Origin of the sequence: Saccharomonospora sp. (assembly GCF_027317685.1) — a bacterium.
In the GTDB taxonomy this organism is placed as follows: Bacteria; Actinomycetota; Actinomycetes; order Mycobacteriales; family Pseudonocardiaceae; genus Saccharomonospora.
The window spans coordinates 1-24,677 of sequence record NZ_DAHVQP010000057.1 but is presented as its reverse complement, the minus strand read 5'-3'; the positions used below and the strand labels follow the sequence as shown (position 1 = coordinate 24,677).

25 protein-coding genes are annotated in these 24,677 nt (G+C 68.4%); 7 read left to right on the top strand and 18 right to left on the bottom strand.

The genetic code is table 11. The features are described from left to right. Positions 1 to 186 precede the first annotated feature (186 nt). A complete protein-coding gene (soxR, locus tag M7H19_RS07015) occupies positions 187 to 648 on the top strand; it encodes a redox-sensitive transcriptional activator SoxR (protein ID WP_298178475.1) in 462 nt (153 codons plus the stop codon). 109 nt (positions 649 to 757) lie between these two features. Here the strand turns inward: soxR and M7H19_RS07010 are convergent, their stop codons facing one another. Genes M7H19_RS07010 through hisD form a run of 4 tightly spaced genes read right to left on the bottom strand, consistent with a single transcriptional unit; the run spans position 758 to position 3,987 of the window. Beyond that, a complete protein-coding gene (locus M7H19_RS07010; RefSeq protein ID WP_298178473.1) occupies positions 758 to 916 on the bottom strand; it encodes a hypothetical protein in 159 nt (52 codons plus the stop codon). Further along, entirely contained in the window at positions 917 to 1,516 is a 600-nt protein-coding gene (gene hisB / locus M7H19_RS07005; protein ID WP_298178471.1) for an imidazoleglycerol-phosphate dehydratase HisB, read from the bottom strand. Then, positions 1,513 to 2,604 (bottom strand): histidinol-phosphate transaminase, encoded by a 1,092-nt coding sequence (locus M7H19_RS07000; RefSeq protein WP_298178624.1) that lies wholly within the window; start codon positions 2,602 to 2,604, stop codon positions 1,513 to 1,515. Before M7H19_RS07000 ends, hisB begins: the two co-directional genes overlap by 4 nt. Positions 2,605 to 2,658: 54 nt before the next feature. Next, entirely contained in the window at positions 2,659 to 3,987 is a 1,329-nt protein-coding gene (gene hisD, locus M7H19_RS06995; protein ID WP_298178468.1) for a histidinol dehydrogenase, read from the bottom strand. A gap of 48 nt (positions 3,988 to 4,035) precedes the next feature. Between hisD and M7H19_RS06990 the strand changes: the two genes are divergently transcribed. Continuing rightward, complete coding sequence (locus M7H19_RS06990; protein ID WP_298178466.1) at positions 4,036 to 4,833, top strand: carbon-nitrogen hydrolase family protein; 798 nt, start codon at positions 4,036 to 4,038, stop codon at positions 4,831 to 4,833. Positions 4,834 to 4,873: 40 nt separating this feature from the next. On the opposite strand, the gene nadC is transcribed toward M7H19_RS06990, so the two are convergent. The 3 genes from nadC to nadA are packed head-to-tail and all read right to left on the bottom strand — an operon-like array spanning position 4,874 to position 8,462. Continuing rightward, positions 4,874 to 5,734: a carboxylating nicotinate-nucleotide diphosphorylase gene (gene nadC / locus M7H19_RS06985; protein WP_298178463.1), complete on the bottom strand. Its 861-nt coding sequence runs from the start codon at positions 5,732 to 5,734 to the stop codon at positions 4,874 to 4,876. Beyond that, positions 5,731 to 7,458: an L-aspartate oxidase gene (locus tag M7H19_RS06980; protein WP_298178461.1), complete on the bottom strand. Its 1,728-nt coding sequence runs from the start codon at positions 7,456 to 7,458 to the stop codon at positions 5,731 to 5,733. Before M7H19_RS06980 ends, nadC begins: the two co-directional genes overlap by 4 nt. After that, the gene (gene nadA, locus M7H19_RS06975; RefSeq protein ID WP_298178459.1) at positions 7,455 to 8,462 is read right to left on the bottom strand and encodes a quinolinate synthase NadA; all 1,008 of its coding nucleotides are present in this window, start codon (positions 8,460 to 8,462) and stop codon (positions 7,455 to 7,457) included. Before nadA ends, M7H19_RS06980 begins: the two co-directional genes overlap by 4 nt. A gap of 126 nt (positions 8,463 to 8,588) precedes the next feature. On the opposite strand from nadA, the gene M7H19_RS06970 reads away from it, so the two are divergent. Beyond that, a complete protein-coding gene (locus M7H19_RS06970; protein ID WP_298178456.1) occupies positions 8,589 to 9,287 on the top strand; it encodes an NUDIX domain-containing protein in 699 nt (232 codons plus the stop codon). A 4-nt stretch (positions 9,288 to 9,291) separates the two neighbouring features. Further along, the gene (locus M7H19_RS06965) at positions 9,292 to 10,020 is read left to right on the top strand and encodes an LON peptidase substrate-binding domain-containing protein (RefSeq protein ID WP_298178453.1); all 729 of its coding nucleotides are present in this window, start codon (positions 9,292 to 9,294) and stop codon (positions 10,018 to 10,020) included. Between the two features lie 39 nt (positions 10,021 to 10,059). Here the strand turns inward: M7H19_RS06965 and M7H19_RS06960 are convergent, their stop codons facing one another. From M7H19_RS06960 to M7H19_RS06940, 5 genes are all read right to left on the bottom strand, one after another. Then, positions 10,060 to 10,617 carry a DUF2567 domain-containing protein gene (locus M7H19_RS06960; protein WP_298178622.1) on the bottom strand — a complete coding sequence of 186 codons (558 nt, stop codon included), beginning with the start codon at positions 10,615 to 10,617 and terminating at the stop codon, positions 10,060 to 10,062. Positions 10,618 to 10,680: 63 nt separating this feature from the next. After that, positions 10,681 to 10,890, bottom strand: coding sequence for a hypothetical protein (locus tag M7H19_RS06955; RefSeq protein WP_298178449.1), 210 nt, complete (start codon positions 10,888 to 10,890; stop codon positions 10,681 to 10,683). Between the two features lie 19 nt (positions 10,891 to 10,909). Then, positions 10,910 to 11,926, bottom strand: a complete 1,017-nt coding sequence (gene bioB / locus M7H19_RS06950) for a biotin synthase BioB (RefSeq protein ID WP_298178446.1) — start codon at positions 11,924 to 11,926, stop codon at positions 10,910 to 10,912. A gap of 82 nt (positions 11,927 to 12,008) precedes the next feature. Further along, complete coding sequence (gene bioD / locus M7H19_RS06945; RefSeq protein ID WP_298178444.1) at positions 12,009 to 12,740, bottom strand: dethiobiotin synthase; 732 nt, start codon at positions 12,738 to 12,740, stop codon at positions 12,009 to 12,011. Between the two features lie 104 nt (positions 12,741 to 12,844). Next, on the bottom strand, positions 12,845 to 14,137 hold the full coding sequence (locus M7H19_RS06940; RefSeq protein WP_298178442.1) for an adenosylmethionine--8-amino-7-oxononanoate transaminase: 1,293 nt from the start codon (positions 14,135 to 14,137) through the stop codon (positions 12,845 to 12,847). Between the two features lie 37 nt (positions 14,138 to 14,174). On the opposite strand from M7H19_RS06940, the gene M7H19_RS06935 reads away from it, so the two are divergent. Then, a complete protein-coding gene (locus M7H19_RS06935; protein WP_298178439.1) occupies positions 14,175 to 14,819 on the top strand; it encodes a uridine kinase in 645 nt (214 codons plus the stop codon). 46 nt (positions 14,820 to 14,865) lie between these two features. Here the strand turns inward: M7H19_RS06935 and M7H19_RS06930 are convergent, their stop codons facing one another. From M7H19_RS06930 to M7H19_RS06915, 4 genes are all read right to left on the bottom strand, one after another. After that, a complete protein-coding gene (locus M7H19_RS06930) occupies positions 14,866 to 16,065 on the bottom strand; it encodes a glycosyltransferase family 4 protein (RefSeq protein ID WP_298178436.1) in 1,200 nt (399 codons plus the stop codon). A 47-nt stretch (positions 16,066 to 16,112) separates the two neighbouring features. Then, entirely contained in the window at positions 16,113 to 17,168 is a 1,056-nt protein-coding gene (locus M7H19_RS06925; protein ID WP_298178433.1) for a C40 family peptidase, read from the bottom strand. A gap of 509 nt (positions 17,169 to 17,677) precedes the next feature. Beyond that, entirely contained in the window at positions 17,678 to 17,908 is a 231-nt protein-coding gene (locus M7H19_RS06920) for a hypothetical protein (RefSeq protein ID WP_298178431.1), read from the bottom strand. Positions 17,909 to 18,097: 189 nt separating this feature from the next. Further along, positions 18,098 to 19,510 (bottom strand): NYN domain-containing protein, encoded by a 1,413-nt coding sequence (locus tag M7H19_RS06915; protein ID WP_298178428.1) that lies wholly within the window; start codon positions 19,508 to 19,510, stop codon positions 18,098 to 18,100. 171 nt (positions 19,511 to 19,681) lie between these two features. Between M7H19_RS06915 and M7H19_RS06910 the strand changes: the two genes are divergently transcribed. Both M7H19_RS06910 and M7H19_RS06905 read left to right on the top strand, forming a co-directional pair. After that, positions 19,682 to 21,394: a DEDD exonuclease domain-containing protein gene (locus M7H19_RS06910; RefSeq protein ID WP_298178425.1), complete on the top strand. Its 1,713-nt coding sequence runs from the start codon at positions 19,682 to 19,684 to the stop codon at positions 21,392 to 21,394. 79 nt (positions 21,395 to 21,473) lie between these two features. Continuing rightward, the gene (locus tag M7H19_RS06905) at positions 21,474 to 21,758 is read left to right on the top strand and encodes an Lrp/AsnC ligand binding domain-containing protein (protein WP_298178422.1); all 285 of its coding nucleotides are present in this window, start codon (positions 21,474 to 21,476) and stop codon (positions 21,756 to 21,758) included. Between the two features lie 120 nt (positions 21,759 to 21,878). Here M7H19_RS06905 and M7H19_RS06900 read toward each other — a convergent pair whose 3' ends face one another. Both M7H19_RS06900 and M7H19_RS06895 read right to left on the bottom strand, forming a co-directional pair. Then, the gene (locus tag M7H19_RS06900; protein WP_298178420.1) at positions 21,879 to 23,543 is read right to left on the bottom strand and encodes a cytochrome bc complex cytochrome b subunit; all 1,665 of its coding nucleotides are present in this window, start codon (positions 23,541 to 23,543) and stop codon (positions 21,879 to 21,881) included. Then, positions 23,540 to 24,677 (bottom strand): ubiquinol-cytochrome c reductase iron-sulfur subunit (locus tag M7H19_RS06895; RefSeq protein ID WP_298178417.1); only part of this gene is annotated, 1,138 nt, incomplete at its 5' end. The genes M7H19_RS06895 and M7H19_RS06900, both read right to left, overlap by 4 nt.

The window sequence follows — 24,677 nt, the reverse complement described above, 5'->3', positions numbered from 1 at the left end:
GCGGCGCTCCCGACTGTCCAGTCGTACCGCTTCCCCTACCGCCGCGACGACTCCGACCAGTCGGAACGGACCGCCGAACCCGGGCGGGACACACCGGAGGGGCGTTTGAACAGGTGATCGACCCTGTCAACAGCACAACCCCGGAAATTAGCTCGACCATAGTGGAGATTCGGGTACTGTGGCGGAGTGCCGAAGCTCGCCGACTATCTCACCATCGGACAGGTGGCCCACCGCAGCGGTGTCCCCCACACCGCACTCCGGTTCTACGAAGACCGTGGTCTGATCTTCGCCGAAAGGACGGCGGGCAACCAGCGCCGGTATCCACGGTCGGTGCTACGACGGATCGCTTTCATCCGTTCGGCCCAACGTGTCGGCCTGACGTTGGAGCAGATCAGCGAGGCGCTGGCCACCCTGCCCCGCGACCACGCGCCGACGAAGGCCGACTGGGCGAGGTTGTCGCGGCGCTGGCAGGACGAGCTCGACGCCCGCATCGACGCGTTACAGCGGCTGCGAGACCAGCTCACCAGCTGCGTGGGCTGCGGCTGCCTGTCACTTCGCACGTGTGCCCTCAACAATCCGGACGACACCATCGCCAACCTGGGCCCGGGTGCCCCCGGTCTGAAACCGAGAGTCGAAGGCGGCCTCTGACCCACACCGTGTCCGCAGCCTGTGTAGCCGTGTCCGCAGGCTGTGCAGTCGTGTCCGCAGCTCCTGACAGCGCCCACTAGGAGCCCACTAAAAGCCCACTAGGAGCCCACTAGGACATGAGCCAAGCGACAGCGCCGCCAACCGCCAGCAGAGCGGCGACGCCGAGCACCACCGCCAGCCCGCGCGACCTCTTCCACGTGCTGAAGACCCCGCCGGCCAGGAAACCCGCCAACGCGAACAGCAGCAGCTCCACGACGTCGCGTGACACCTACAGCACTCCCTTCGTGGACGGGATGCCCCCGGCCCTCGGGTCGGACTCCGTGGCCTCCCGCAACGCGCGAGCCACCGCCTTGTACTGGGCCTCGGCGATGTGGTGCGGGTCCCGACCGTGAAGCACCCGCACGTGCAGGGCGATCTGCGCGTGGAACGACAACGACTCGAACACGTGCCTGGTCAGCACGAACGGGTAGTTGCCGCCGATGGTGAACGTGTTGAACTGCTCGGGCTCACCGATGTGCACGCAGTACGGGCGCCCGGAGACATCGATGGCCGCGTGCGCCAGTGTCTCGTCCATGGGAATCCACGCGTCACCGAAACGACGGATCCCCTTCTTGTCGCCCAGCGCCTGACGAAGCGCCTGGCCGAGCACGATGGCCGTGTCCTCGACGGTGTGGTGCGCGTCGATGTGGACGTCGCCCTGCGCCTCGATCCGCAGGTCGAGACTGCCGTGCACGCCGAAGGAGTGCAGCATGTGGTCGTAGAACGGGACACCGGTGGACACCGACACCTGGCCGCTGCCATCCAGGTCGAGCTCAACCCGGATCGACGACTCCTTGGTGGTGCGTTCGACGTTACCGACGCGGCTCACCTCGGGACCTCCTTGCTCGCCTGTAGGAAGGCGTCGTTCTCGTCGGGCGTGCCGATGGACACGCGCAGGTGTCCGGCGATGCCGATATCACGGATCAGCACGCCGGAGGACACATAGGACTTCCAGGCCGCTGTGGGATCGGCGAACCGTCCGAACAGGATGAAGTTGGCGTCACTGGGCACGGGCGTGAAACCGAGCTCCCGCAACGCCTCGGCGACGCGGTCTCGTTCGGCGGCCAGCTTCGCCACCGACTGCAACGTCGCGTCAGCGTGCCGCAGGGCGGCGCGGGCCGCTGCCTGCGTCACCGAGGACAGGTGGTAGGGCAGTCGCACCAGTTGCAACGCGTCCACCACGGCCGGAGCGGCGGCCAGATATCCGATCCGCCCGCCCGCGAACGCGAAGGCCTTGCTCATGGTGCGTGACACCACCAGCTTCGCCGGGAACTTCGCCAGCAGGTGCACAGCGCTCGGCTGCGAGGAGAACTCCGCGTACGCCTCGTCGACCACGACCAGCCCCGGCGCCGCCCGCAGCACGGCCTCCAGGTCCTCGAGCGGGATCGATCCTCCGGTCGGGTTGTTCGGGCTGGTGAGGAAGACGACATCGGGTGCGCGTTCGGCCACCAGCGCCGCCGCCTGTGCCGCGTCGAGCGTGAAATCGGGCCTGCGTGGCGCCGGTACCCACTCGGTGCGCGTCCCCGCCGAGATGATGGGGTGCATCGAGTACGACGGCTCGAAGCCCAGCGCCGACCGCCCGGGACCGCCGAACGCCTGCAACAGCTGCTGCAGGATCTCGTTGGAGCCGTTGGCCGCCCACACGTGGCGTTCGGTCAGCGGCACCCCGGTCGACGTGGTGAGGTAGGCGGCCAGGTCACGCCGCAACGCGATGGCGTCCCGGTCCGGGTAGCGATGCAGTTCCCGCGCCACTTCCCGCACCGCGTCCGTGACGTCGTCGACGAGTTCGGCGGGGGGCGGGAACGGGTTCTCGTTGGTGTTGAGCCGTACCGGAACGTCCAGTTGCGGCGCGCCGTACGGGCTGCGCCCCCGCAGGTCCTCGCGCAACGGCAGCTGGTCGAGGGTCACGGCGGTAATCTCGTCGGTCTTGGCGGTCTTATCGGTCTTGTCGGTCTCTCCGGCGCTCACGCGTCACCCTTCCGTCAGTCGCCCGGTTCGCGCGACCACGGCCTCGCCGTGCGCGGGCAGATCCTCGGCGTCGGCCAGTGCCACCACCTTGTCGGCCACGTCGCGCAATGCCTGTTCGCTGTAGTCGACGACGTGGATCCCGCGCAGGAAGCTCTGCACGGACAGTCCCGACGAATGCCGCGCGAACCCGCCCGTCGGCAACACGTGGTTGGAACCGGCGCAGTAGTCACCGAGCGACACCGGGGAATACGGACCGACGAAGATCGCGCCCGCGTTGCGCACCCTCGCGGCCACCTCACGCGCATCGGCGGTCTGGATGGCCAGGTGTTCGGCGGCGTAGGCGTCCACCACCCGCAGCCCTTCGTCCATTGTGGACACCAGCACGGTGCCGGACTGCGCGCCCCGCAAAGCCTGTTCCACCCGCTCGGTGTGCTTGGTGGCGGCCACCCGACGCCGCAATTCCTCGTCCACCGCGTCCGCCAGTGCCTCCGACGTCGTGACCAGCACACTCGCGGCCAGGGTGTCGTGCTCTGCCTGACTGACGAGGTCGGCCGCCACGTGCGCGGGGTCGGCGGTGTCGTCGGCCAGGATCGCGATCTCGGTGGGTCCGGCCTCGGAGTCGATACCGATCAGGCCACGCAACATCCGCTTGGCGGCGGTCAGATAGATGTTTCCCGGCCCGGTCACCATGTCGACCGGTTCCAGCTCCGCACCGTCGGTGTCGGTGCCGCCGTAGGCCAGCAGGGCCACGGCCTGGGCGCCGCCGACCGCCCACACCTCGTCGACCTCGAGCAGCGCGGCCGCCGCGAGAATGGTCGGATGCGGCAGGCCACCGAAGGCCGCCTGCGGAGGCGAGCACAGCACCAACGACCCCACGCCCGCCGTCTGGGCGGGCACGACGTTCATCACCACGCTCGACGGGTACACAGCCAACCCGCCCGGCGCGTACAGACCGACCCGGGACACGGGCACCCAACGTTCGGTGACGGTGCCGCCGTCGACGACCTGAGTGGTGACGTCCTCACGACGTTGATCGGCGTGCACGGCGCGCGCCCGGGTGATCGACTCCTCCAACGCTTCCCGCACCACCGGGTCCAGGGAGGCGAGTGCGCTCTCCAGCTCGCGGGCGGGCACCCGCACGCGGTCGGGACGGACCGCGTCGAAGCGTTCGGTGTAGTCGAGTACCGCGTCGACACCGCGCTCCCGCACCGCGTCGACGACCGGCCGCACCTGATGCAGCACCGCGTCCACGTCCATCTCGGCGCGCGGCAACAGCGCACGCAATTGTGTGGACGACGGGACGCGACCTCGCAGGTCGGTGCGCTTCAACATACGGTCTAGGGTACGAGGCGGTACCGCGTCCACGACCGGGAGGTAGCCGTGCTCCGAGTGGGTTTGTGCCAGCTCACATCCAGCGCCGACCCCGCCGAGAATCTCCGGTCCATCCGGCGGTGGACGACTTCCGCCGCCGAGCGGGGAGCGCGTGTCGTGGTGTTCCCGGAAGCGACGATGGTGCGCTTCGGTGTGTCGCTCGCCCCGTTCGCCGAGCCCCTCGACGGGCCCTGGGCCCAGGCGGTGCGAGAGATCGCGGACGACGCCGGTGTGCTCGTCGTCGCGGGCATGTTCACTCCCGACGGCGAGCGAGTCCGCAACACCCTGCTCATCACCGGACTCGGCCTGCATCTCGGCTACGACAAGATCCATCTCTACGACGCGTTCGGTTTCCGCGAGTCCGACACGGTCGCCCCGGGCTCACGGCCGGTGACCGCCACAGTCGACGGTGTGACACTCGGCTTCGCGACCTGCTACGACGTCCGATTCCCCGAACTGTTCCGGGCACTCGCCGATGCGGGCAGCAGTGCCGTCGTGCTGCCGACGTCATGGGGTGCGGGGAAGGGCAAACGCGAGCAGTGGGAGCTGCTGGTGCGTGCCAGGGCGCTCGACTCCGGCACCTGGGTGTTGGGGTGCGACCAGGCCGATCCCTCCGCCGCAGGCGTCGAGGTGCATCCGAAGGCGCCCACCGGCATCGGCTGCTCCACGGTCGCCGACCCCTTCGGTCAGGTACACGTCCAGCTCGGCGCGGCGCCGGACCTGCTCGTCACCGACATCGACCCCGAGCGGGCCGAAGCGTCCCGCAAAGCCACCGGGGTACTGGCGAACCGGACCGGGGCCTGGTAGGCCGTTCGGAACAGGTCGGTTGAGGACCCGAGCCTCCGCCTCACGTCCTACGCAGATCCATGCCGATGTCGAGGGCCGGCGCCGAGTGCGTCAGGGCTCCCACCGCGAGGTAGTCCACGCCCGTTTCGGCGTAGCGGCGGGCATTGTCGAGTTTCAACCCGCCCGAGGCCTCCAGCCGCGTCTTCGGTGACAACTCGTCGCGCAGCCGTACCGCGCGCTCGCAGTCCTGGGGGCTGAAGTTGTCCAGCAACACCTCGTCGGCGCCGGCGTGCAACGTCTCCGCCAACTGGCCGAGGTCGTCCACCTCCACCTCGCACGGCAGTTCGGCCGCGCTCTGTCGAGCCAGCCGCAACGCCTCGGTGACCGACCCCGCCGCCACGACGTGGTTGTCCTTGATCAGCACGGCGTCGCCGAGGCCCATCCGGTGATTGACGCCTCCCCCGCACCGCACGGCGTACTTCTCCAGCACCCGCAGTCCCGGCAGCGTCTTGCGGGAGTCACGGATCGCACAGCCCGTGCCCTCCACGGCCGCCACCCACGCCGCCGTCACGGTCGCCACGCCAGACAGGTGGCACAGCAGGTTCAGCGCCGTCCGTTCGGCGGTCAGCAGTCCCCGCACCGGCCCGCGAACCACCAGCGCCGGCTCGCCGACCTCCAGGAAGCTGCCGTCGGCACGCGCGGACAGCACCTCATAGTCGGCACCGGCGAACACGGTGTCGAACACGGCCCTCGCCACGTCGACCCCCGCCACGACCCCCGCCGCTCGCGGGGTCAGCTCGGCGACGGCCGTCGCCGTCGCAGGCACCGTCGCCCGAGTGGTGGCATCCGGCCCGTACCGCAGATCCTCCTCCAGCGCCGTGTCGACCACGCGTCGCACCTCGGCGGTGTCCAATTCACTCACGCCACGTCCTCCAGGATCGGGTCGGCCAGGACCGGCTGTCCCGACGGGTTCAGCCGGATGGTCTGGCTACGCAGCCAACCGCGGTCGTCGGTATCGGGGTGGTCTGTGCGCACGTGGCAGCCCCGTGTCTCGGTGCGTGCGGCCGCCGCGGCCAGCAACGCGCGGGCGACGAGAGTGAGCGCGGCGTCCTCCACCGCCTCCACAGTCCATAGCGGAATATCCGTTATGGACACATCCAGCGCGGACCCGGCCACGGCCAGGCCGTCGGCGTCACGTCCGATACCCGCGTACCGGCTCATGAGCCGCTGCAGTGACGACCGCTCCGCCGCGGGCGCGACCGGGGAAGGCATAGCGAACTCGACGGCGGGATCGGTCAATTTCCCGCTTTCCGCGTCGGCCGCCACGGTCTCAGCCGCCCGCCGTCCCAGCACGAGCCCTTCGAGGAGGCTGTTCGAGGCCAGTCGGTTCGCGCCGTGCAATCCCGTGCGCGCCACCTCACCGGCCGCGTAGAGGCCGGTCACCTCCGTACGTCCGTGCGTGTCGGTGATCACCCCGCCACACGCGAAGTGCGCGGCGGGGGCGACCGGGATCGGTTCGCGGCGCGAGTCCACACCCGCGGCGAGGCACGCGGCCAGCACCGTGGGGAACCTGCGCGCGAACCCGGGGACGCCCGTGGCGTCGAGGAAGACATGGTCGTCGACGCCGCCGGGGGCCGAGGCGAGCCTGCGCGTGATCGCGGCCGACACCACATCCCGGGGCGCGAGATCACCTAACGGGTGCACGCCATGCATGACGGGTTCTCCCGCCGCGTCCACCAACACGGCCCCTTCGCCCCGGATCGCCTCCGTGACCAGCGGGCGCTGCCCCCGCGCCCCGGGGGTGTAGAGCACGGTGGGATGGAACTGCACGAACTCCAGGTCGGCTGCGCTCGCCCCCGCACGCAGAGCCAACGCCAACCCGTCACCCGTGGCGAGTTCCGGATTGGAGGTGGCCCGGTAGAGCTGCCCGTGGCCACCCGTGGCCAGCAGGACCGCCTTGGCACGCACGATGCCCGGCTCGACGGACACGGAGTCGGCGGTCGAGTCGGTGGCCGAGTCGACGGTCCGGCCCGTGGTCGTGTCGGTGGCCAAGTCGGTGGCCAGCACCCGGACGCCGCACACCGCACCCGTCGCCGTGGTCAGCACGTCCACGGCGACGTGCCGCTCCAGAACGGGCAGGCCCTCGCCTTTCGTCGCGGTGACGAGGCATCGTTGCACTTCCGCGCCCGTGGCATCGCCGCCCGCGTGGATCACGCGGAACGCGCTGTGCCCACCTTCGCGGGCGCGGGCCAGGCAGCCCCCGTCATCGGTGTCGAACCGTGCTCCCCAACGGCGCAGCCGCTCCACGGCGGCGGCACCGGCCGTGACGACCTCGCGGACCGCCTCGGAGTCGCACAGCCCGGATCCGGCCAGGAGGGTGTCCGCCACATGGGCGTCGACCGTGTCGATCGGATCGGAACCACCTGCGTTGTCGGCACCGTCGTCGAGCACCACGGCCACGCCGCCCTGAGCCCATCGGGTGTTGCCGTCGGTGATGCGTCCCTTCGTGATCACCAGTACCCGCAGGCCCAATTCGGTGGCTCGAAGCGCGGCCGTCAGCCCGGCGACCCCACTGCCGACGACCACCACATCGGCCTCGGCCTCCCATCCAGTTTTCGACTGATAGTCACAAACCGGTGGTCTCACTCTCCACCGCCCGGCGTGCCGATCTCGACCATCCGCTGCACCGATGCGCGCGCCCGAGCCGCCGTGTCCGGGTCGACGTGTACCTCGTCGACACCCTCCCGCAGGGCCCGCAGCAGCGCGGCCGGGGTGATCATCTTCATGTAGCGACAGGAGGCACGGTCGTTGACGGCCCTGAAGTCGATCTCGGGCGCGGCCTTGCGCAACTGGTGCAGCATGCCCACCTCGGTGGCGACCAGTACCGACTTCGCCTTCGTGCCCCGCGCCGCCTTCAGCATGTCGCCCGTGGACAGAATCTTCACCTTCTCGGGCGCGACCGCGCCTTCACCCGCGAGGTAGAGCGCCGAGGTCGCGCATCCGCATTCCGGGTGGATGAACAGATCGGCATCCGGGTCGGCAGCGGCCCGCTCCGCCAGCTCGGGGCCGTTGATACCGGCGTGCACGTGGCACTCCCCCGCCCACACGTGCAGGTTCTCCCTGCCTGTGACCCGTTTGACGTGGGCACCGAGGAATTGGTCCGGGCAGAACAGGATCTCGGTGTCGGCGGGGATCGACGACACGACATCCACCGCGTTCGACGACGTGCAGCAGATATCGGTCTCGGCCTTCACCTCGGCCGTGGTGTTCACATAGGACACCACCACCGCGTTGGGATACCGCGCCTTCCACTCCCGCAACTGCTCGGCCGTGATGGAGTCGGCCAACGAGCAGCCCGCTCGGGCGTCGGGGATGAGCACGGTCTTGTCCGGCGAAAGGATCTTCGCCGTCTCGGCCATGAAGTGGACACCGCAGAAGACGATCGTGGACGCGTCGCTCGACGCGGCGATGCGACTCAACGCCAGCGAGTCACCGGTGTGGTCGGCGACCTCCTGGATCTCCGGCAGTTGGTAGTTGTGCGCGAGCAGGACGGCATCACGCTCCCGAGCCAGCCTGCGCACCTCCTCGGCCCAGGCCGCGTCCGCCCGGACACCGCCGTACGGGGTGAGCTCGTCCACGTGTGCCGTCATGATTGCCCTCCGGTAGTTTTCGCCTTACAATCGAAAACTGTGCGGTCTCATATTAACAGCAACAGCCCCCTGGCACACGAGGTTCTGGCCGCGGTTTGTCAGGTGCGATCCGCCACACACACCGGCATGCTCACCGACAGCGACCAGCCGGCCGCCCTCCGGGTGCTGCTGTGGCGACGTGCGCTCGACCCGCACATCGGCCGGTGGTCACTCCCCGGAGGCAGGCTGCGCCGGGACGAGGACGTGGAAACCTCGATCCGGCGTCAACTCGCCGAGAAGGTCGACGTCAGAAAGCTCGCCCATGTCGAGCAGCTCGGGGTGTTCAGCGCGCCCGAGCGGGTTCCCGGACCACGCGTCGTGGCCACGGCGTTCCTCGGGTTGATGCCCTCGGACGTCGACCCCACCGTTCCCGAGGACACCGCCTGGCACAGTGTCGACGACCTGCCCCGCACCGCCTTCGACCACAAGGACATCGTGCTGCACGCCCGCGAGCGGCTACGAGCGAAACTCAGCTACACCAACATCGGGTTCGCCCTGGCACCCGAGAAGTTCACCATTTCGGCCCTGCGTCAGCTCTACTCGGCGGCACTGGGTTATGACGTCTCCGCCACCAACCTGCAGCGTGTGCTCTCCCGGCGGAACGTGCTAGTCCCCACCGGTGACACGGCTTCTCCCGGACGTTCGGGTGGCCGACCGGCAGCGCTCTACCGGTTCGCGCACCGGGACATGCGTGTGACCGACCCCTTCGCCGTGTTCCGGCCCCCTGCCCGGACGACGTCCCGTCGCTCTCGGACGCGCGATGCCGCCGACAAACCCGTAACGTGAGCACGTGACCCACTCGGAAGGACACAGCAGCCACCGGCCCACGACGCCCACGACACTGCCGCTCTTCCCACTCCGCACCGTCGCGTTTCCCGGCGTACACCTTCCGCTGCACATCTTCGAGCCGCGCTACCGACAACTCACCCTCGATCTCATCACGGAAGTGTTGCCGGACCGACTGTTCGGCGTGGTGACGATCGCAGACCCCACGGTGCAGGAGGTCGAAGGGCTCGCCCACGTCCACCCTACGGGCTGCGCGACCCGGCTGCGGGAAGCACGACGCCTACCCGACGGCCGGTTCGACATCGTCACCACGGGACACCGACGGTTCCGGCTGGTGGACATCGATGCCGAGACCACGCCGTACCTGCAGGGCACCGTCGAATGGGTCGACGACGAGCCCGTGGCCCACGGCGCCGAGGACGCGGCCTCACGGCTCGCCGACGTGTGCAGGGCGGCGCACCACCGTTATTGCTCGGTGGCGTGGGAGTCCGACAGCTGGCGCTCCCCACCACGGGACACCGCCTACGACACCCTGGCCTACCAGGTGGCCTCCGACTGCATCCTGCCGTTGGCCGACAGGCAAGCGCTGTTGGAGGAACGGCATCCGCTACGCAGACTCAGGCTGGCCTACCACCTACTGACCAGGGAGGCCGCCTTCGTGTCCGAGCTGAGTGCCGTGCCGCCGTCGCAACACGAGACGGATCAGACGCTGCTCCGCCCCAATCTCAACTAGACCGGGCGGGAAAAAGAGGATCACGGCGGGGCACGGGGCTCAGCCCAATCGTCTACCCAGGTCGTCCCGAGCGTTCCAGGCCGCCAACGAGCCGTAGGCGAACGCGGTGGTGAGTGGCTGCGCGACAAGCACCCATGCCGATTCCAGCACCGGTGCCCGTTCCACCACCGCACCGAGCGCGAGCGACTCCGGGACGGGGAATCGCATCTCGGCGAACGCGGACCCCATTCTCATGGCCAGCCACGCGCCCAGCACCGAGCCGAGCACGGCGCCCACCAACATGACCGGTCCCCGTCGGGCCCGCAGCAACCACACCACCACGCCGACGAGTAATCCCGCCACCAGACCGAGCAGCAGGAACATCGCCAGCCCGTCGAACCGGTGCCAGCTCTCCGACGTCAACGGCACCAGCCGACCGTCCCGCGTGACCACCCGCATGCGCTGTGGTGGCGCGAGCTGCGCCCAGATCCAGCCCAACGGAAGCCCCACCAGACTGATGAGTGAGGCCACGCTGAAGGTCGGCAACAGGTCCGCCTTGACGACCACGCGAGGAGGCCGGTGAGCCGTTCCGACCGGTGTTCCGTGCACCCATTCGATGCCTGGTTGCTCGGACACTCCTATACCCTCCCCGCGCAACGCCCCGGCTTCGTCGTGGCGAGCCTAACCGGTCGGGGAGACGTCGGCGGAGGAGGTTTCCCCGTGCCTGCTGCACCGGGCCGTCCACCCGCTCGGCGTCACCTGCACCACCATCCGCCGTGCGCACACCGAGCAGTATCGCGGTGGTTCGAAGTCTGCGCGCGGAGTACGGCACTGATCGTGTTCCCGCGAGGACAGTGGCTGCCCGCAGTGGACGCAGTACACGGTACTCATCTCCGAGCTCCTACCAGGCTCACAGAGTGTCGCTCAGCGCCTTGATCGGCATCCGCAGATCGCCCAGCATGGTCAGGTCCTGCTGAGCGGGACGACCCAGATTGGTCAGGTAGTTACCGACGATGATCGCGTTGACCCCACCGAGTATGCCCTGTTCGGCACCCAGATCACCGAGGGTGAGTTCCCTGCCGCCCGCGAAGCGCAGCATCGTGCGAGGCATGGCCAGTCGGAACGCCGCCACGACCCGGAGCGCGTCCTTGCCTTCCACCACGTCGTAGGACTCGTACGGTGTACCGGGCTGAGGGATGAGGAAGTTCATCGGCACCTCGTCCGGGTCGAGCTCGGCGAGCTGCACCGCGAACTCGGCGCGCTGCTCCAGGGTCTCGCCCATGCCGATGATGCCGCCGCTGCACACCTCCATGCCCGCGTCCCGCACCATCCGCAGGGTCTCCCATCGTTCCTCCCACGTGTGCGTGGTGACGACGTTGGGGAAATGCGACCGGGCGGTCTCCAGGTTGTGGTTGTAGCGGTGCACGCCCATCTCGACGAGCTCGTCGACCTGTTCCTGGGTCAGCATGCCGAGCGAGCACGCGATCTGGATGTCGTTGCCGGAGTCGCGGATCGCCTTGATGCCGTCACGAACCTGCGACATCAGACGCGCGTCCGGGCCGCGTACCGCCGCCACGATGCAGAACTCCGTCGCACCCGTGGCCGCGGTCTCGGCGGCGGCCTTCACGAGGCCGGGGATGTCCAGCCACGCCGAGCGCACCGGAGTGGGGAACCGTCCCGACTGCGAACAGAAGTGGCAGTCCTCCGGGCAGCCGCCGGTCTTGACACTGACGATGCCCTCGACCTCCACCTCGGGCCCACACCACTTCATCCGCACTTCGTGGGCGAGGGACAGTAGCTCGGGAATGTACTCGTCGTCGAGGCGCAGCACATCGAGCACCTCGCGCTGGGATAATCCGATCCCCTTGTCGAGCACCTTTTCCCGAGCCAGGGCGAGAATCCCCGATTCCGTGGTTGCGGCCGTCACGGTATCTCCTTCGGACTTACTGGGTGTTCTGTGAGTCTGACGGACACCGCCGGAAAGGCACAGCGAGTTACATCACGTCGGGCTACATCACATCGGGCGTCGAAGCCGCGGTTCGGGTGAACTGGTCGGAATCGAACACGCCACCCAGCCACGGGGACAACCCACGACGGGCCTTGTCGAGGAATTCCGCCCGGCCTGCCGAGGCCGCTCCCTCCTGCAGGGCTCCCAACAGAGGCGCGGCGGCGGCCACCGACAGGTCGGCGGCGTTGCAGCGGGCGGCGAGATCGGGTTCGGAAGGCCAGGAACCGATGACGACACCCAGCATGTCGAGACCCCGACGGGTCGCCACCTCGGCGGTCAGAGCCGTGGCGTTGAGCGTGCCCAGCCCCGCCTCCGCGACGATGATCACGGGAGCGCTCAGCGCCCACGCCACGTCGGCGAGCGTTCCCCCCGCCGCGTCGAACCGCACGAGCAGCCCACCCGCGCCCTCCACGAGCACGAGGTCGTGGTCGTCGTGCAACCGTGTCGCCGCGGCCGCGGCGTCGGCGGGTGTCACCGCGGGCAGGCCGCTGCGGCGCGCGGCGGCCTCGGGCGACAACGGGTCCGGGTACCGGCGGAGTTCGCAGGTCGTCACGTCCCCGGCCAGGCGGCTCACGTCGGCGAGATCGCCCGGCTCCCCCGGCGCGACACCGGTCTGAGCGGGCTTGAGCACGGCGACACGCTGACCGCGGTCGGCCGCCAGCGCAGCCACCGCCGCCGTCACCACGGTCTTGCCAACGCCGGTTCCGGTTCCGGACACCACCAGCACGGTCACGGCAGCGACACTAATACCGCCGTCACCACGTGCCTTCACCCGGTCTTCACTTCGAAGGCCGGATACACCGCCGTGTCTTCCGCGTCTCGTGCCGGACAACCCGGTCAGGCGACCCCGGCCGTGTCCACCATCGCGGCGGTGATGAGCCCGATGTCCGCGTCGGAGATGACGTACGGCGGCATCGTATAGATCAGGTCGCGGAAGGGACGCAACCACACTCCCCGCGACGTCAACGCCTCGGTCGCCACCGCCATGTCCACCGGATGGTCGAGTTGCACCACGCCGATGGCGCCGAGCACCCGCACGTCCACCACTCCGGGCACGTCTCGCGCGGCCGCGAGGCCGTCCCGGAGTCCACGTTCGATACGGCTGACCTCGCTTCGCCAGGTGCCGTCGGACAACAACCCGATCGAGGCATTCGCGACCGCCGAGGCGAGCGGGTTGCCCATGAACGTCGGCCCGTGCGCCAGCACCGGCACCTCGCCGCGCGAGATGCCCTCGGCGACCTCGGAGGTGCACAGCGTCGCCGCCATCGTGAGGTAGCCGCCGGTCAACGCCTTACCCACACACATCACATCGGGTGTCACCCCGGCGTGTTCGGCGGCGAACAACGTGCCCGTGCGCCCGAATCCGGTGGCGATCTCGTCGAACATCAGGAGCACGTCGCACTCCTCGGTGACCTCGCGCAGGACCCGCAGGTACTCGGGATTGTGGAACTGCATGCCACCGGCTCCCTGCACCACCGGTTCCACCACGACGGCGGCCAGTTCGTCGGCGTGTTCCCGCACCGCCCGGACCAGGGTGTCCGCATAAGACCGGTCGACGGGGGTGTCGAATCCGGGCGGCGGGGCCGGGACGAACACCTGCTCCGGCAGAACACCACGCCACAGCGCGTGCATACCGCCTTCGGGATCGCACACGCTCATGGGATGGAAGGTGTCACCGTGGTACCCGCCGCGCCAGGTGAGCATCCTGTTCTTTCCCGTACGCCCCACGGAACGCCAGTACTGCAGACACATCTTGAGCGCCACTTCCACCGACACCGACCCGGAGTCGCACAGGAACACGTGTTCCAGCCCCTCGGGGGTGATGTCCACGAGCGTGGTCGCCAACGTGATGGCGGGTTCGTGGGTCAATCCGCCGAACATGACGTGACTCATCCGGGAAGCCTGCTCGGTCAACGCCGCGTCGAGCACTGGATGCCGGTAGCCGTGGATCGCGGCCCACCACGACGACATGCCGTCCACCAGCTCACCGCCGTCGGCCAGCCGCAGCCGCACCCCGGACGCCTCCTCGACCAACAGCGGCGGCACGGTGGCGGGCATCGGGCCGTAGGGATGCCACACGTGCCGGATGTCGAGTTCCAACAGCCTGCGAAGGCCAGGATCGAGCGTCATGACCGGCACTCTACGACGTGGCGATTACCGTGGTGCCATGCCGACCAGTCCCCGGTACCGGCCGATCACAGTCGATCACTTGGTGACCGAACTCGCCGAACGCGTGGCCGCCACCGCAGCCCACAGGCGATGGACCCGAGTGCTGATCGACGGTGCCGACGAGGCGACGAACACCGCGGAACTGGCCGACGCACTCGTCGATCCGCTACGGGTACGCGGACACGAGGTGCTGCGGGTATCCGCGGGCGACTTCCTCCGGCCGGCTTCGCTGCGCTTCGAACGCGGTAGGTACGACCCGGACGTCCGCTACGAGGACTGGCTCGACGTCGCGGCGCTCCGACGGGAGGTACTGGGACCTTTGGAACCGTCGGGTACCGGGGAAGTGCTGCCCGCGTTGTGGGACACTACTCGAGACCGCGCCTTCCGACTACCCCGCACTCGCCTACCCGACGGCGGGATCATGGTGCTGGACGGCGAGCTGTTGCTGGGGCAAGGACTGCCCGCCGAGATCACGGTGCACTTGTGGTTGTCCCACGGTGCCTTGAACAGACGCCTTCCCGAGGAGTCGCGCTGGGCCCTGCCCGCCTACACCCGATACGAGGAGGAAGTGGCACCGGCCGAGCTCGCCGACGTGGTGGTACGCGTGGACGATCCGCGTCGACCGGCGTTGCGGGAAGCGTGACGCCGGGCCTTGAGGGGCCCTGAAGGAGCACTGAAGAGCACAGTCCTCACCGGCCGCGGAAGCGCCCGCTCCGGCTTCGATACGTGTCCGCCGCTCCACCCAGTCGGCGACGGCCACTCAACAGGTCGGACAGTCGTTCGGCCAGCACGTCCCAACGCCAGTGCTCGCTGACCCACCGTCTTCCCGCCTCGCCCATCCGCCGAGCCCGAACCGGGTCGGCCAGCAGCGCGGCCAGGGTCTCCACGAGCTGCGTCTCCTCCCGACCGTCGACGACGTGTCCGGTGACTTCGTCCAGCACGGTCTCCGGCGCGCCACCCGAGTTGCCCGCCACCACCGGCAGCCCCGTGGCCGACGCCTCCAGGTAGACGATGCCCAACCCTTCGACGTCGAGCCCCTTGCCCCGGGTTCGGGCCGGCATGGCGAACACGTCACCGGCCGTGTAATGAGCGGGAAGTTCCTCCCACGGCACCGACCCTGTGAAGATCACGTGTTCCGCGACACCGCACTGCTCGGCCAAAGAGGTAAGACTGCGGCGGTACGGACCACCACCGACGAGCAACAACGCGGTTCCCGGAACACGGCGCCGTAGCTCGGGCAACACCCTCACCAGCATGTCCTGGCCCTTACGCGGAACCAGCCTCGACACACACACCACTGTGGGCCGACTGCCGAGCCCGTAACGCTTCCGCAACTCCGACCGTGCCGCGTCGTCGGGACGAAACACCGTCGGGTCCACTCCGGACGGAAGATGTTCCAAGCCCGCCAACGGGCCGAACGCCGAGGCGAACCGGTGGCGAGTGTAGTGACTGACGAACGTGACGACGTCGGTGGTGTCACCGATACGACGAAGAGCCTGCCGGGCCGCCGGAATCATGGACCAGCCGACCTCGTGCCCGTGTGTGGAGGCCACCACACGGCTCGCGCCGGCCTTCCGCAGCGGTTCGGCGAGCAACGCCAGCGGCGCGGCGGCACCGAACCACACGTTCTCGCAACGCCGCGAACTCAACAACTGCCTCGCGCGCCGCAGCACATCCGCAGTCGGCAACATCAACGACGTGGGATGCCGCACCACCTCGAACGGCTGCTCGGCGTCGAACTCCCTGTGGGACCCCGAACTCCTCTCCCAGGAGGGGGCGTACACCACCAGTTCCTCGTCGGGCAACCGGGTGGCCAACGAGTGCAGATACGACTGAATGCCCCCGGGCCGGGGCGGGAAATCGTTGGTCACCAACAACGTGCGAGGCATGGTGCCGAGAGTATCCCGCCCCGGTGGGGGCATTCATCGAAGGCGGGTCAGGCGACCCGACGCGCGCCGCTGTACTGCTGGCCGTCCAGCGACGCCACCTTCACGACATCACCCGAGCTGGGCGCGTGCACCATCATGTTGTTGCCGATGTAGATGCCGACGTGCGACACCGGTGAGTAGAAGAACACCAGGTCGCCGGGCTGCAACTGCGACCTCGGCACCGGGGTGCCGTACTGCGACTGCGCCGAGCTGGTGCGCGGAATGTTGATGCCGGCCTGGGCGTAGGCCCACTGGGTCAGCCCCGAGCAGTCGAAAGTGCCCGGGCCCGTGGCGCCGTACACGTACGGGCTGCCGCGCTTGCTCATCGCGGCGTCGATCGCCCGTTGCGCGGCGGGTCCGGGGGCCTGGATCGGGCCCACGTCGGGGCCCTGGTCCTGCTGCGCGGCCTCGTCCTCGGCACTGAGCAGGCCCGCCTGTTCGGCCAGCTCCTCCTTCTGTTCCTCCAGCTTCTTCTTGCGGACCTCGAGGTCAGCGGCGATCTCGGCGGCCTTGTCCTTGGCCTCCTTCGCCTTCTGCTGCGCCGTGGCCGCCTCGTTGCGACTCTCCTCCGCCCTGGTGACGGCGTCCTTGAGCGCGCTCAGTGCCCGGTTCTTGTCCGCCGCGAGAAGGTCGATCGCCGAGGAACGATCGAGGAAGTCCTGTGGGGACTCGCCCGTGAGCAACGCCGACATCTTGTTCAGCTGCGCGCCGCTGGTGAACGACACGCCCGCGAACCTGTCGACCTCCTTACGGAACTCCTCTTCGTCGGCACGCGCCTTCGCCTCGGCGTCCTTCGCCTTCTTCAGGGCCTTGTCGAACTTGTCGAGTTCCTCTTGCTTGGCCTCCAGGTCTTCCTGAGCCTTGAGGTAGTCCTCGTTGAGTTTCTCGGCCTTACTGGCGATCTCCCGATATTTCTCCAGAGCGTCGGAGCCGCTCGGGGGCTGTTGCGGGGCGGGGAACGTGGGTGTCGCCGCGGCCGGCGCCTGGGTGAAGGTGACGGTCGCGATCACAGCGAACGCCGCCAATGCTCCAGACACCACACGTTTTACGGGATGCGACCGCACGTCGCGCGTGTCTCCTTTGCTTTTCAGCCGCCTACCGGCGACGGCACCGGCGAACGCGACAGGACCACTCCACGTCCGGCCGCGGCTGTCACGACGGCACCGCACCGGGCATGGCATCCATGTCAACTGCTTTCGATACCCGATATCGGGTTCGTCGCCGTTCGTCACCGCCGCATCCGGCACAGCTCCCCGACAAGCTGTTTCGGCGGCGATCCCGCGTCGCCGACCCCTGTGGAACGGCTGACTCGCGCGAGATCTCGGCCAGATTACGAAAGAGCGTCCACGGCGTCCATCAACCCGCCGAAAGGAATCGGTGACTGTACGTGGGCAAACCTTCGGACCAGCGGTTTGTCGCAGCCTGTGAGCAGCGCAACACGCTCACCCGGTCAACGACGCGACCGTTCACCTGATCGGATGGACCGCTCAGCGAAAAGCCTGAACGAAGAGTGCTCGCGCGAAGTATGTCGCGAAGTCACGCTATGCGGTGAGAATCGTCGGCCACCACGGACTCATGCGGCCACATGACGTAACGGCGGCACCATTCCGGCGTCAGCGAGCAGATTGACCGCCCGCAGTTCCTCCGCTGTCCAATGCAATGGCCGGGCAGTGTCGACCACCACGCTCACGACACAATCCGAACACTTCTTCTCCCGGAAAACACACCGCGCGCAGTCAACGATCACCGCGGCCGAATCGCACACGGCATCGTCGAAAGAACCGGCGTCCTCGACTTCGTTCACAACGAACACGGTAAGGACGACCACCGACAGTTCGGCGAGTGAGAACGACACAGCGGGAAAAGTGGAAAAACAAGGTTTCGTTCGACGGTCGGATTATTCGACTGTCGATACCTCGCCCGCATCGCCCCCGATGCGCCCCGCCACAGAGCACACCCCCGCAACGGGTTCCATGAGCCCCGAAAGACCGCGCTACACGCGGCCAAGACGGGTGAGCAGCACGGAGGCGGGAACGGCATAGGAGCCTTCCGCACACACCGAATTCACCACAGCCTGGTCCGAGGTGGCGACCACCAAAGGACGTCCCTGCGGCTCCGACCGGACGAGGGACCGGATGACGTCGTCGGCCAACACTCCGGGATCCGAGAACAGGACGCGCACGTTCCGCGGTCCCGCGGCCGGGATGGAGGTCACGTCGGCTCCGTCGAACACGACGGTGACCTCGGCGCCCGTACGCGAAACCAGAGCACCGAGCTCACGCACCAGACGCTGCCGCTGCTCGGCCAGGGACAGCTCCGGGTACCCGGTCTTGGTGATGTTGTAGCCGTCCACGATCACGTGCACGTTCGGCAACGCGAGGAGGGTGTCGAGCGCGGCCGGTTCCGACACCCGGCCACCCCGACGCCCCGGACTCGCGCCGCGCACGGCGTCGGCGGGTCGACGCGGACTCGGTCCGACCGACAACTCCCGACGCAAGCCGTCCACCGCGCCGCTGAGAGTGTCCAGCAACATCGACAGCCGCATCTCGTCGGCATCGCGTGCCTCCCGAGCGGACTGCCGCGCCGCCTCGGCCTCGGACACGGCCCGCTCGGCCCTGGTCCGTTCCGCCGCGGCTTTCTGCCGCTCGCGTTCCAACCGCTCCGCCATGGCCTCGATCTCGGCGTCACGCTCGGCCTGGATACGCTCCCGCGCCGCCACGGCCTCCGCAGCGGCGTCCTGGGCCTCCCGCACCACGATGCCCTGTTTCCGCAACCGGCCCCGCAGGCGGTTCAGTTCCTCCTCGCGCTCGGTTCTGGCCCGTTCGACCACGGCGTGCGCCTCTTCCAGCTCCTCCCGCAGCCTGCCGACCTCGGCCTCCAGCTTCCGCACCCGCGCCACGGCCGCGTCGCGTTCGGCCCGCAGAGCGGACTCCTCGGTGTTCTTCGCCACCAACCGCACCCTCGACGAGGCGCTGGACTCGCCGAGCAACACGGCTGCCGCGGCGGCGGCCACGGAGTCGTCGTCGTTCGGATTCAGCGCGTCCACACGGTGCTCACGCAGCCATTCGAGCACCGCGGTCCGAAAGCGTGAGGAGTCTCTCAGCGCCTTCAACAACGCGGTGCCCCCGAGCTTCGCCCGTTTGGCCGGCGCGAAACGGGCCACGGGCCGCAGCTGGCGCGGCACATCGTCACTGGGGAGCTTGCCCAGCGCCGCGGCGGCGAGCGCGGCCACCCGTTCCCGGACCGGTTCGGGAAGACCGAGCCAGTCGACGGATTCCGTGCCGGAAGCGCTCTCCCCCGCCCTGGTGGGCTGGGCAGCGGACTCGACTTCGCCGGGCGCACCGGCAGCCGACCGCCCCGAGGCGGACTCCTCGGGCGGCTGAGGGTACGCGGACGACGACAACATCGGTCCAGCTTAGTTTCTCGGACCGCCGACCGCGCCCCCTGGTCGTTCACCGACAGGGCCCGGCCGACGGTGATCACCGTGCGAAACAGGACCCGGCACGAAAGGGATACGGACGACATCGGTCACATCCCCACCGGGACTTGTCGGTGTCTCTCCCTAGAGTCTTCGCTCATGCAGCTTGCGTTCGACGAGCTGGGCACTCCCCTGCACGAAGTCACGTTCGTGGTCGTCGACCTGGAGACCACGGGCCGCACTCCCGACGAGGCGGGCATCACCGAGATCGGTGCGGTGAAGGTCCGGGGCGGCGAGGTGTTGGGCGAGTTCACGACCCTGGTCGACCCCGGTGTGCCGATCCCGCCTCAGATCGTCGAGCTGACCGGCATCACCGCCGCCATGGTGCGCTCGGCCCCGCGTATCGAACACGTGCTGCCCGCGTTCCTGGAGTTCGTCTCCGGCGCGGTGCTGGTGGCCCACAACGCGAGCTTCGACATCTCGTTCCTCAAAGCGGCCTGCGACACCCATGGCTACGTGTGGCCGAAACCCACCGTGGTGTGCACGTTGAAACTCGCCCGACGCGTCCTCGAAAAGCAGGAGACCCGAGGGCATCGCCTGTCGACGCTGGCCGCCTTCTTCGGGGCTGGGAGCACTCCCAGGCATCGGGCGCTCGATGACGCCAGGGCCACCGTCGACGTCCTGCACGGTCTGTTGGAACGTGTGGGCTCCCTCGGCGTGCACTCGCTGGAAGAACTGCTCGACTACCTGCCCGGTGTCACACCGGCGCAGCGCCGTAAGCGCGGCCTGGCCGCGGACCTGCCCGAACGCCCGGGTGTCTATCTGTTCCGCGGCCCGTCCGACGAGGTGCTCTACGTCGGTACGGCGCGCGATCTGCGTCGGCGGGTACGGCAGTACTTCACCGCTTCCGAGAACCGAAGTCGCATCAAGGAGATGGTGGCGCTGGCGGAACGGGTCGACACCGTGGAATGCGCCCATGCCTTGGAGGCGGCCGTGCGGGAACGGCGGTTGCTGGCGGCCCACCGCCCCGCCTACAACCGCCGTTCCCGGAACCCGGGCAAGGTGTGGTGGGTGGTGCTCACCGACGAACCGTTCCCCAGACTGTCGGTGGTGCGACGGCCACGCGACGGCGCGCTCGGACCGTTCACCTCCCGGGCTCGTGCCAGATCCGTGGCCGACACACTCGCAGACCTGGCCCGGTTGCGTACGTGCACCCGCCGCATACCCGCCACAGAGGCCTCGGGCCGTCCCTGTGTGCTCGCCGAACTGGGCAGCTGCGGAGCACCGTGCACCGGCGCCCAGACGGCCGAGGACTACCGCTCCTCGGTGCGACTCGTCATCGATCTCATCGACGGTGTGGACACCACACTCCTGCAGCTGGGCCACGACCAACTGGACGAGCTCTCGGCGACCCACCACTTCGAACGCGCGGCCCGCCGTCGCGACGAGTTGGTCGCGCTGCTGCGCGCCGTCGACAAGCGGCACAGGTTGACGGCGCTGGCCTCCCTCGAAGAACTCGTGGCGGCCGCCCCCGACGGCTCGGGTGGGTGGGAGTTCGCCGTCGTGCGGTACGGCCGACTGGCCTCCGCCGGGGTCGCGCGTCGAGGCGTACCACCCATGCCCGTCGTCGAGACACTCGTCGCCTCGGCGGAGACCGTGCTGCCCGAACCGGGTCCGCTGCGCGGAGCGAACGGTGAGGAGACGGCGCTACTGTGGCGCTGGCTGACCCGGCCGGGAGTCCGTTTGGTACGCACCTCGACGCCGTGGGCCGAACCTGCTCACGGTGCGGGACCCTGGCGAGCCTGGATAGACACGGCCGACACGGCGACGGCCCTGGAAGCCTTCGGCCGCGGCGACTCGGACGCGAGATGAGCGTTCATCCGCCACCCCGTACTCTCAGCACACGAAGGAACCACGCTCGCTCATCGACAACACCACAAGGAGGCCTTCGTTGATTACCGCGATCGTGCTCATCCATGCCGCGACAGACAGCATTCCCGAGACAGCGCAGGCGATCGCGGACATCGACGGAGTGTCCGAGGTCTATTCGTGCGCCGGAGACGTCGACCTGGTCGCCGTTCTGCGCGTGTCGAGCCACGAGCGACTCGCCGAGGTGATCCCCGGCCAGATCGGCAAGGTTCCCGGTGTGGTCGACACCGTCACCCACATCGCCTTCCGGTCGTACTCCAGCGCCGACACCGAATCCGCCTTCGACATCGGCATCGACGACAGCTGAGTGTTCCCGGCGCCGAACGACGACGCCACTGGACGGCGCCTCCCGCTCGGCAAGCGAACACGAAGAAAGCCCCGGCACCACGCCTCGCGGTGCCGGGGCTTTCTTCGTCGGCTTCGGTGCCTAGCGTTCGCTCGGCGAACTGGCCTCCTCGGGCTGCGGCGCTTCCAGCTCGCCGCCCCCGGGGTAATCGCCTTGCTCCGCCCTGGCGCGCTCCAGGGCCGCCGCTTCCTCCGGCGGGTCCGGGGTCAGCATCGAACCGGACACCGGCTGCCCCGCCGAACCGAGCTCGTTCATCTTCTTCGGCACCGGCGCACCCTGGTATTCCAGCGGAATCGGGTGGCCGTGCTCGTCCACCGGGCCGAGCGGCTGGTGGACCTCGATGAACTCACCGTGCGGCAGGCGCTTGATGATGCCGGTCTCGACGCCGTGCTCCAGCACCTCCCGGTCGGACCGCTGCAGGCCCAGGCAGATCCGGTAGGTGATGTAGTAGGCCAGCGGCGGCAGGATCAACAACCCGATGCGGCCCGCCCACGTCATCGCGTTCAGTGAGATGTCGTACTTGAACGCGACGATGTCGTTGAACCCGGAGATCTCCAACACCATGAAGAACGTCAGGGCCATGACACCGAGGCTGGTCCTCACCGGTGCGTCACGCGGACGCTGCAGCAGGTTGTGATGCGCGGTGTCCTTCGAGAACTTGCGCTCGATGAACGGATACCCGATCAGTAGCGCGAACAGGATGCCCATACCGATGGCACCGGCGAAGAACACCGGCGGCACCGTGTAGTTGCCCAGATACAGCTCCCACGCCGGATAGATACGTAGGATGCCGTCGGCCCAGGCCAGATACCAGTCGGGCTGAGATCCCGCCGACACTTGCGACGGGTTGTACGGGCCGATATGCCACACCGCGTTGATCTGGAACAGACCCGACATCAGCGCGATGAAGCCGGTCACCAAGGCGAACCAGAAGCCGGCCTTGAGCGCGAACACCGGCATGATGCGCACGCCGACCACGTTGGTCTCCTTGCGGCGCACACCGGGGAACTGCGTGTGCTTCTGGTACCACACCAGCGCGAGGTGGACAGCCACCAGCGCCAGCATGATGCCCGGGACGATCAGGATATGCAGGGCGTACATCCTGGGCACAATCAGCGTGCCCGGGAACTCGCCACCGAACAGGGCCCAGTGCAGCCACGTACCGATCACCGGCACCGAGAGCACGATGCCCGACAGCGTCGCCCGGACACCGGTACCGGACAGCAGGTCGTCCGGCAGCGAGTAGCCGAAGAAGCCCTCGAACATACCCAGGATCAGCAGCAGCGCGCCGATGACCCAGTTCGCCTCGCGCGGCCTGCGGAAGGCGCCGGTGAAGAACACCCGGAACATGTGCACGAACATCGCGGCGACGAAGATCAACGCCGCCCAGTGGTGCATCTGCCGGATGAACAGACCACCGCGGATCTCGAACGAGATCTCCAAGGTGGACTCGAGCGCCCGCGACATCTCGATGCCCTGGAGGTTCTTGTACGGACCGTCGTACACGACCTCGGCCATCGAGGGGTCGAAGAACAACGTCAGGTAGATACCCGACAGGATCAGGATGATGAAGCTGTAAAGGGCCAGCTCACCGAGCAGGAACGACCAGTGGGTCGGGAACACCTTGTTCAGCTGGCGCCGCAACCCCTGGGCCAAGTGATAACGCTGGTCAGCGTTGTTCGCGGCCTCAGCGACCCGCTTGGCCAGCAAGCCGGAGCCCTTCGTCGGCGTAGTGAGTGAGCTCATGACTTGCGCTCCCAGTAACCCGGACCGATCGGCTCGATGAAGTCGTGCCGAGCGATGAAATACCCGTCAGTGTGCACCGTGATGGGCAGCTGCGGCAGCGCACGCGTCGCCGGGCCGAACACCGGCTTCGCGTACTGCAGGATGTCGAACTGCGACTGGTGGCACGGACACAGCGCCCGGTTGGTCTGCTGCTCGTACAGCGACGTGGGGCAACCCACGTGCGTGCAGACCTTGGAGTAGGCGTAGTAGGCGCCGTAGTTGAAGTCCTCCTGGCCCTTGCGCTTGACCACCTGCTCAGCGTCCTCGGGACGCAGCCGGATCAACATCACAGGGCTGTCGGAACGCTTGAGCGCGGCCGACAGCGCGTGCGGGTCGTCGCGTTCGGACTCACGGAAGGGGAAGACGGTCTCCATACCGCCCGCGTCGAGGTCCTCCGGACGAACCAGGGAGATCTCCTGCGGGTCACCTGTGTTGCGTCGGAGGTAGACGATCTCACCCGGATACCGCGGCTTCCAGGCGGTGTGGGCGAGCGAGTCCTCGCTCTCCGGGTTCTTCCACGGGTCCTTCACGAATCCGGCCAGCGGCAACACCACTGTGCCCAGACCCAGGACACCGGCCCCCAAACCGGCCGTGCGCTTGATCATCGACCGGCGCCCGATGGTGCTGCGCTCGCCGGCGTCGGCCAGCTGAGCCACGATCGTCTTGCGGTCGATCTCGGCCGAACCCTTGCCCATGTTGTCGGAGCGCTCTTGCACAGCGAGCTCGTCCGGGACGAACCGCTTCGTGTAAAGCAAGGCACCGATCGCCAATGCAAGCACCGACACACCCAGCGTGATGCCGAGCATCGGTGTGTAGAGGCTGTACCAGAAGTGCCCCTGCTCGTCCTCCGGAGGCCGGTATTCCGACGGCCACCAGATCAACGCGGCCAGGAATGCAAGCCCCGCCAGGATGGCGAGGACGAACCACAACGTCACCGCGCGCTGGGCGCGCTTCTCGGCCCTGGTGCCCTTGACCGGCCACGGATCGGGGTAGTTGACGATCTCGACCCCGTCCAGCTTCGCGCCGAGCCGGACGAGTTCGTCACGGCTCATGGCCGCGAGCTCTTCCTCGCTCGGCCGCTGCTCCGGCCCGTTA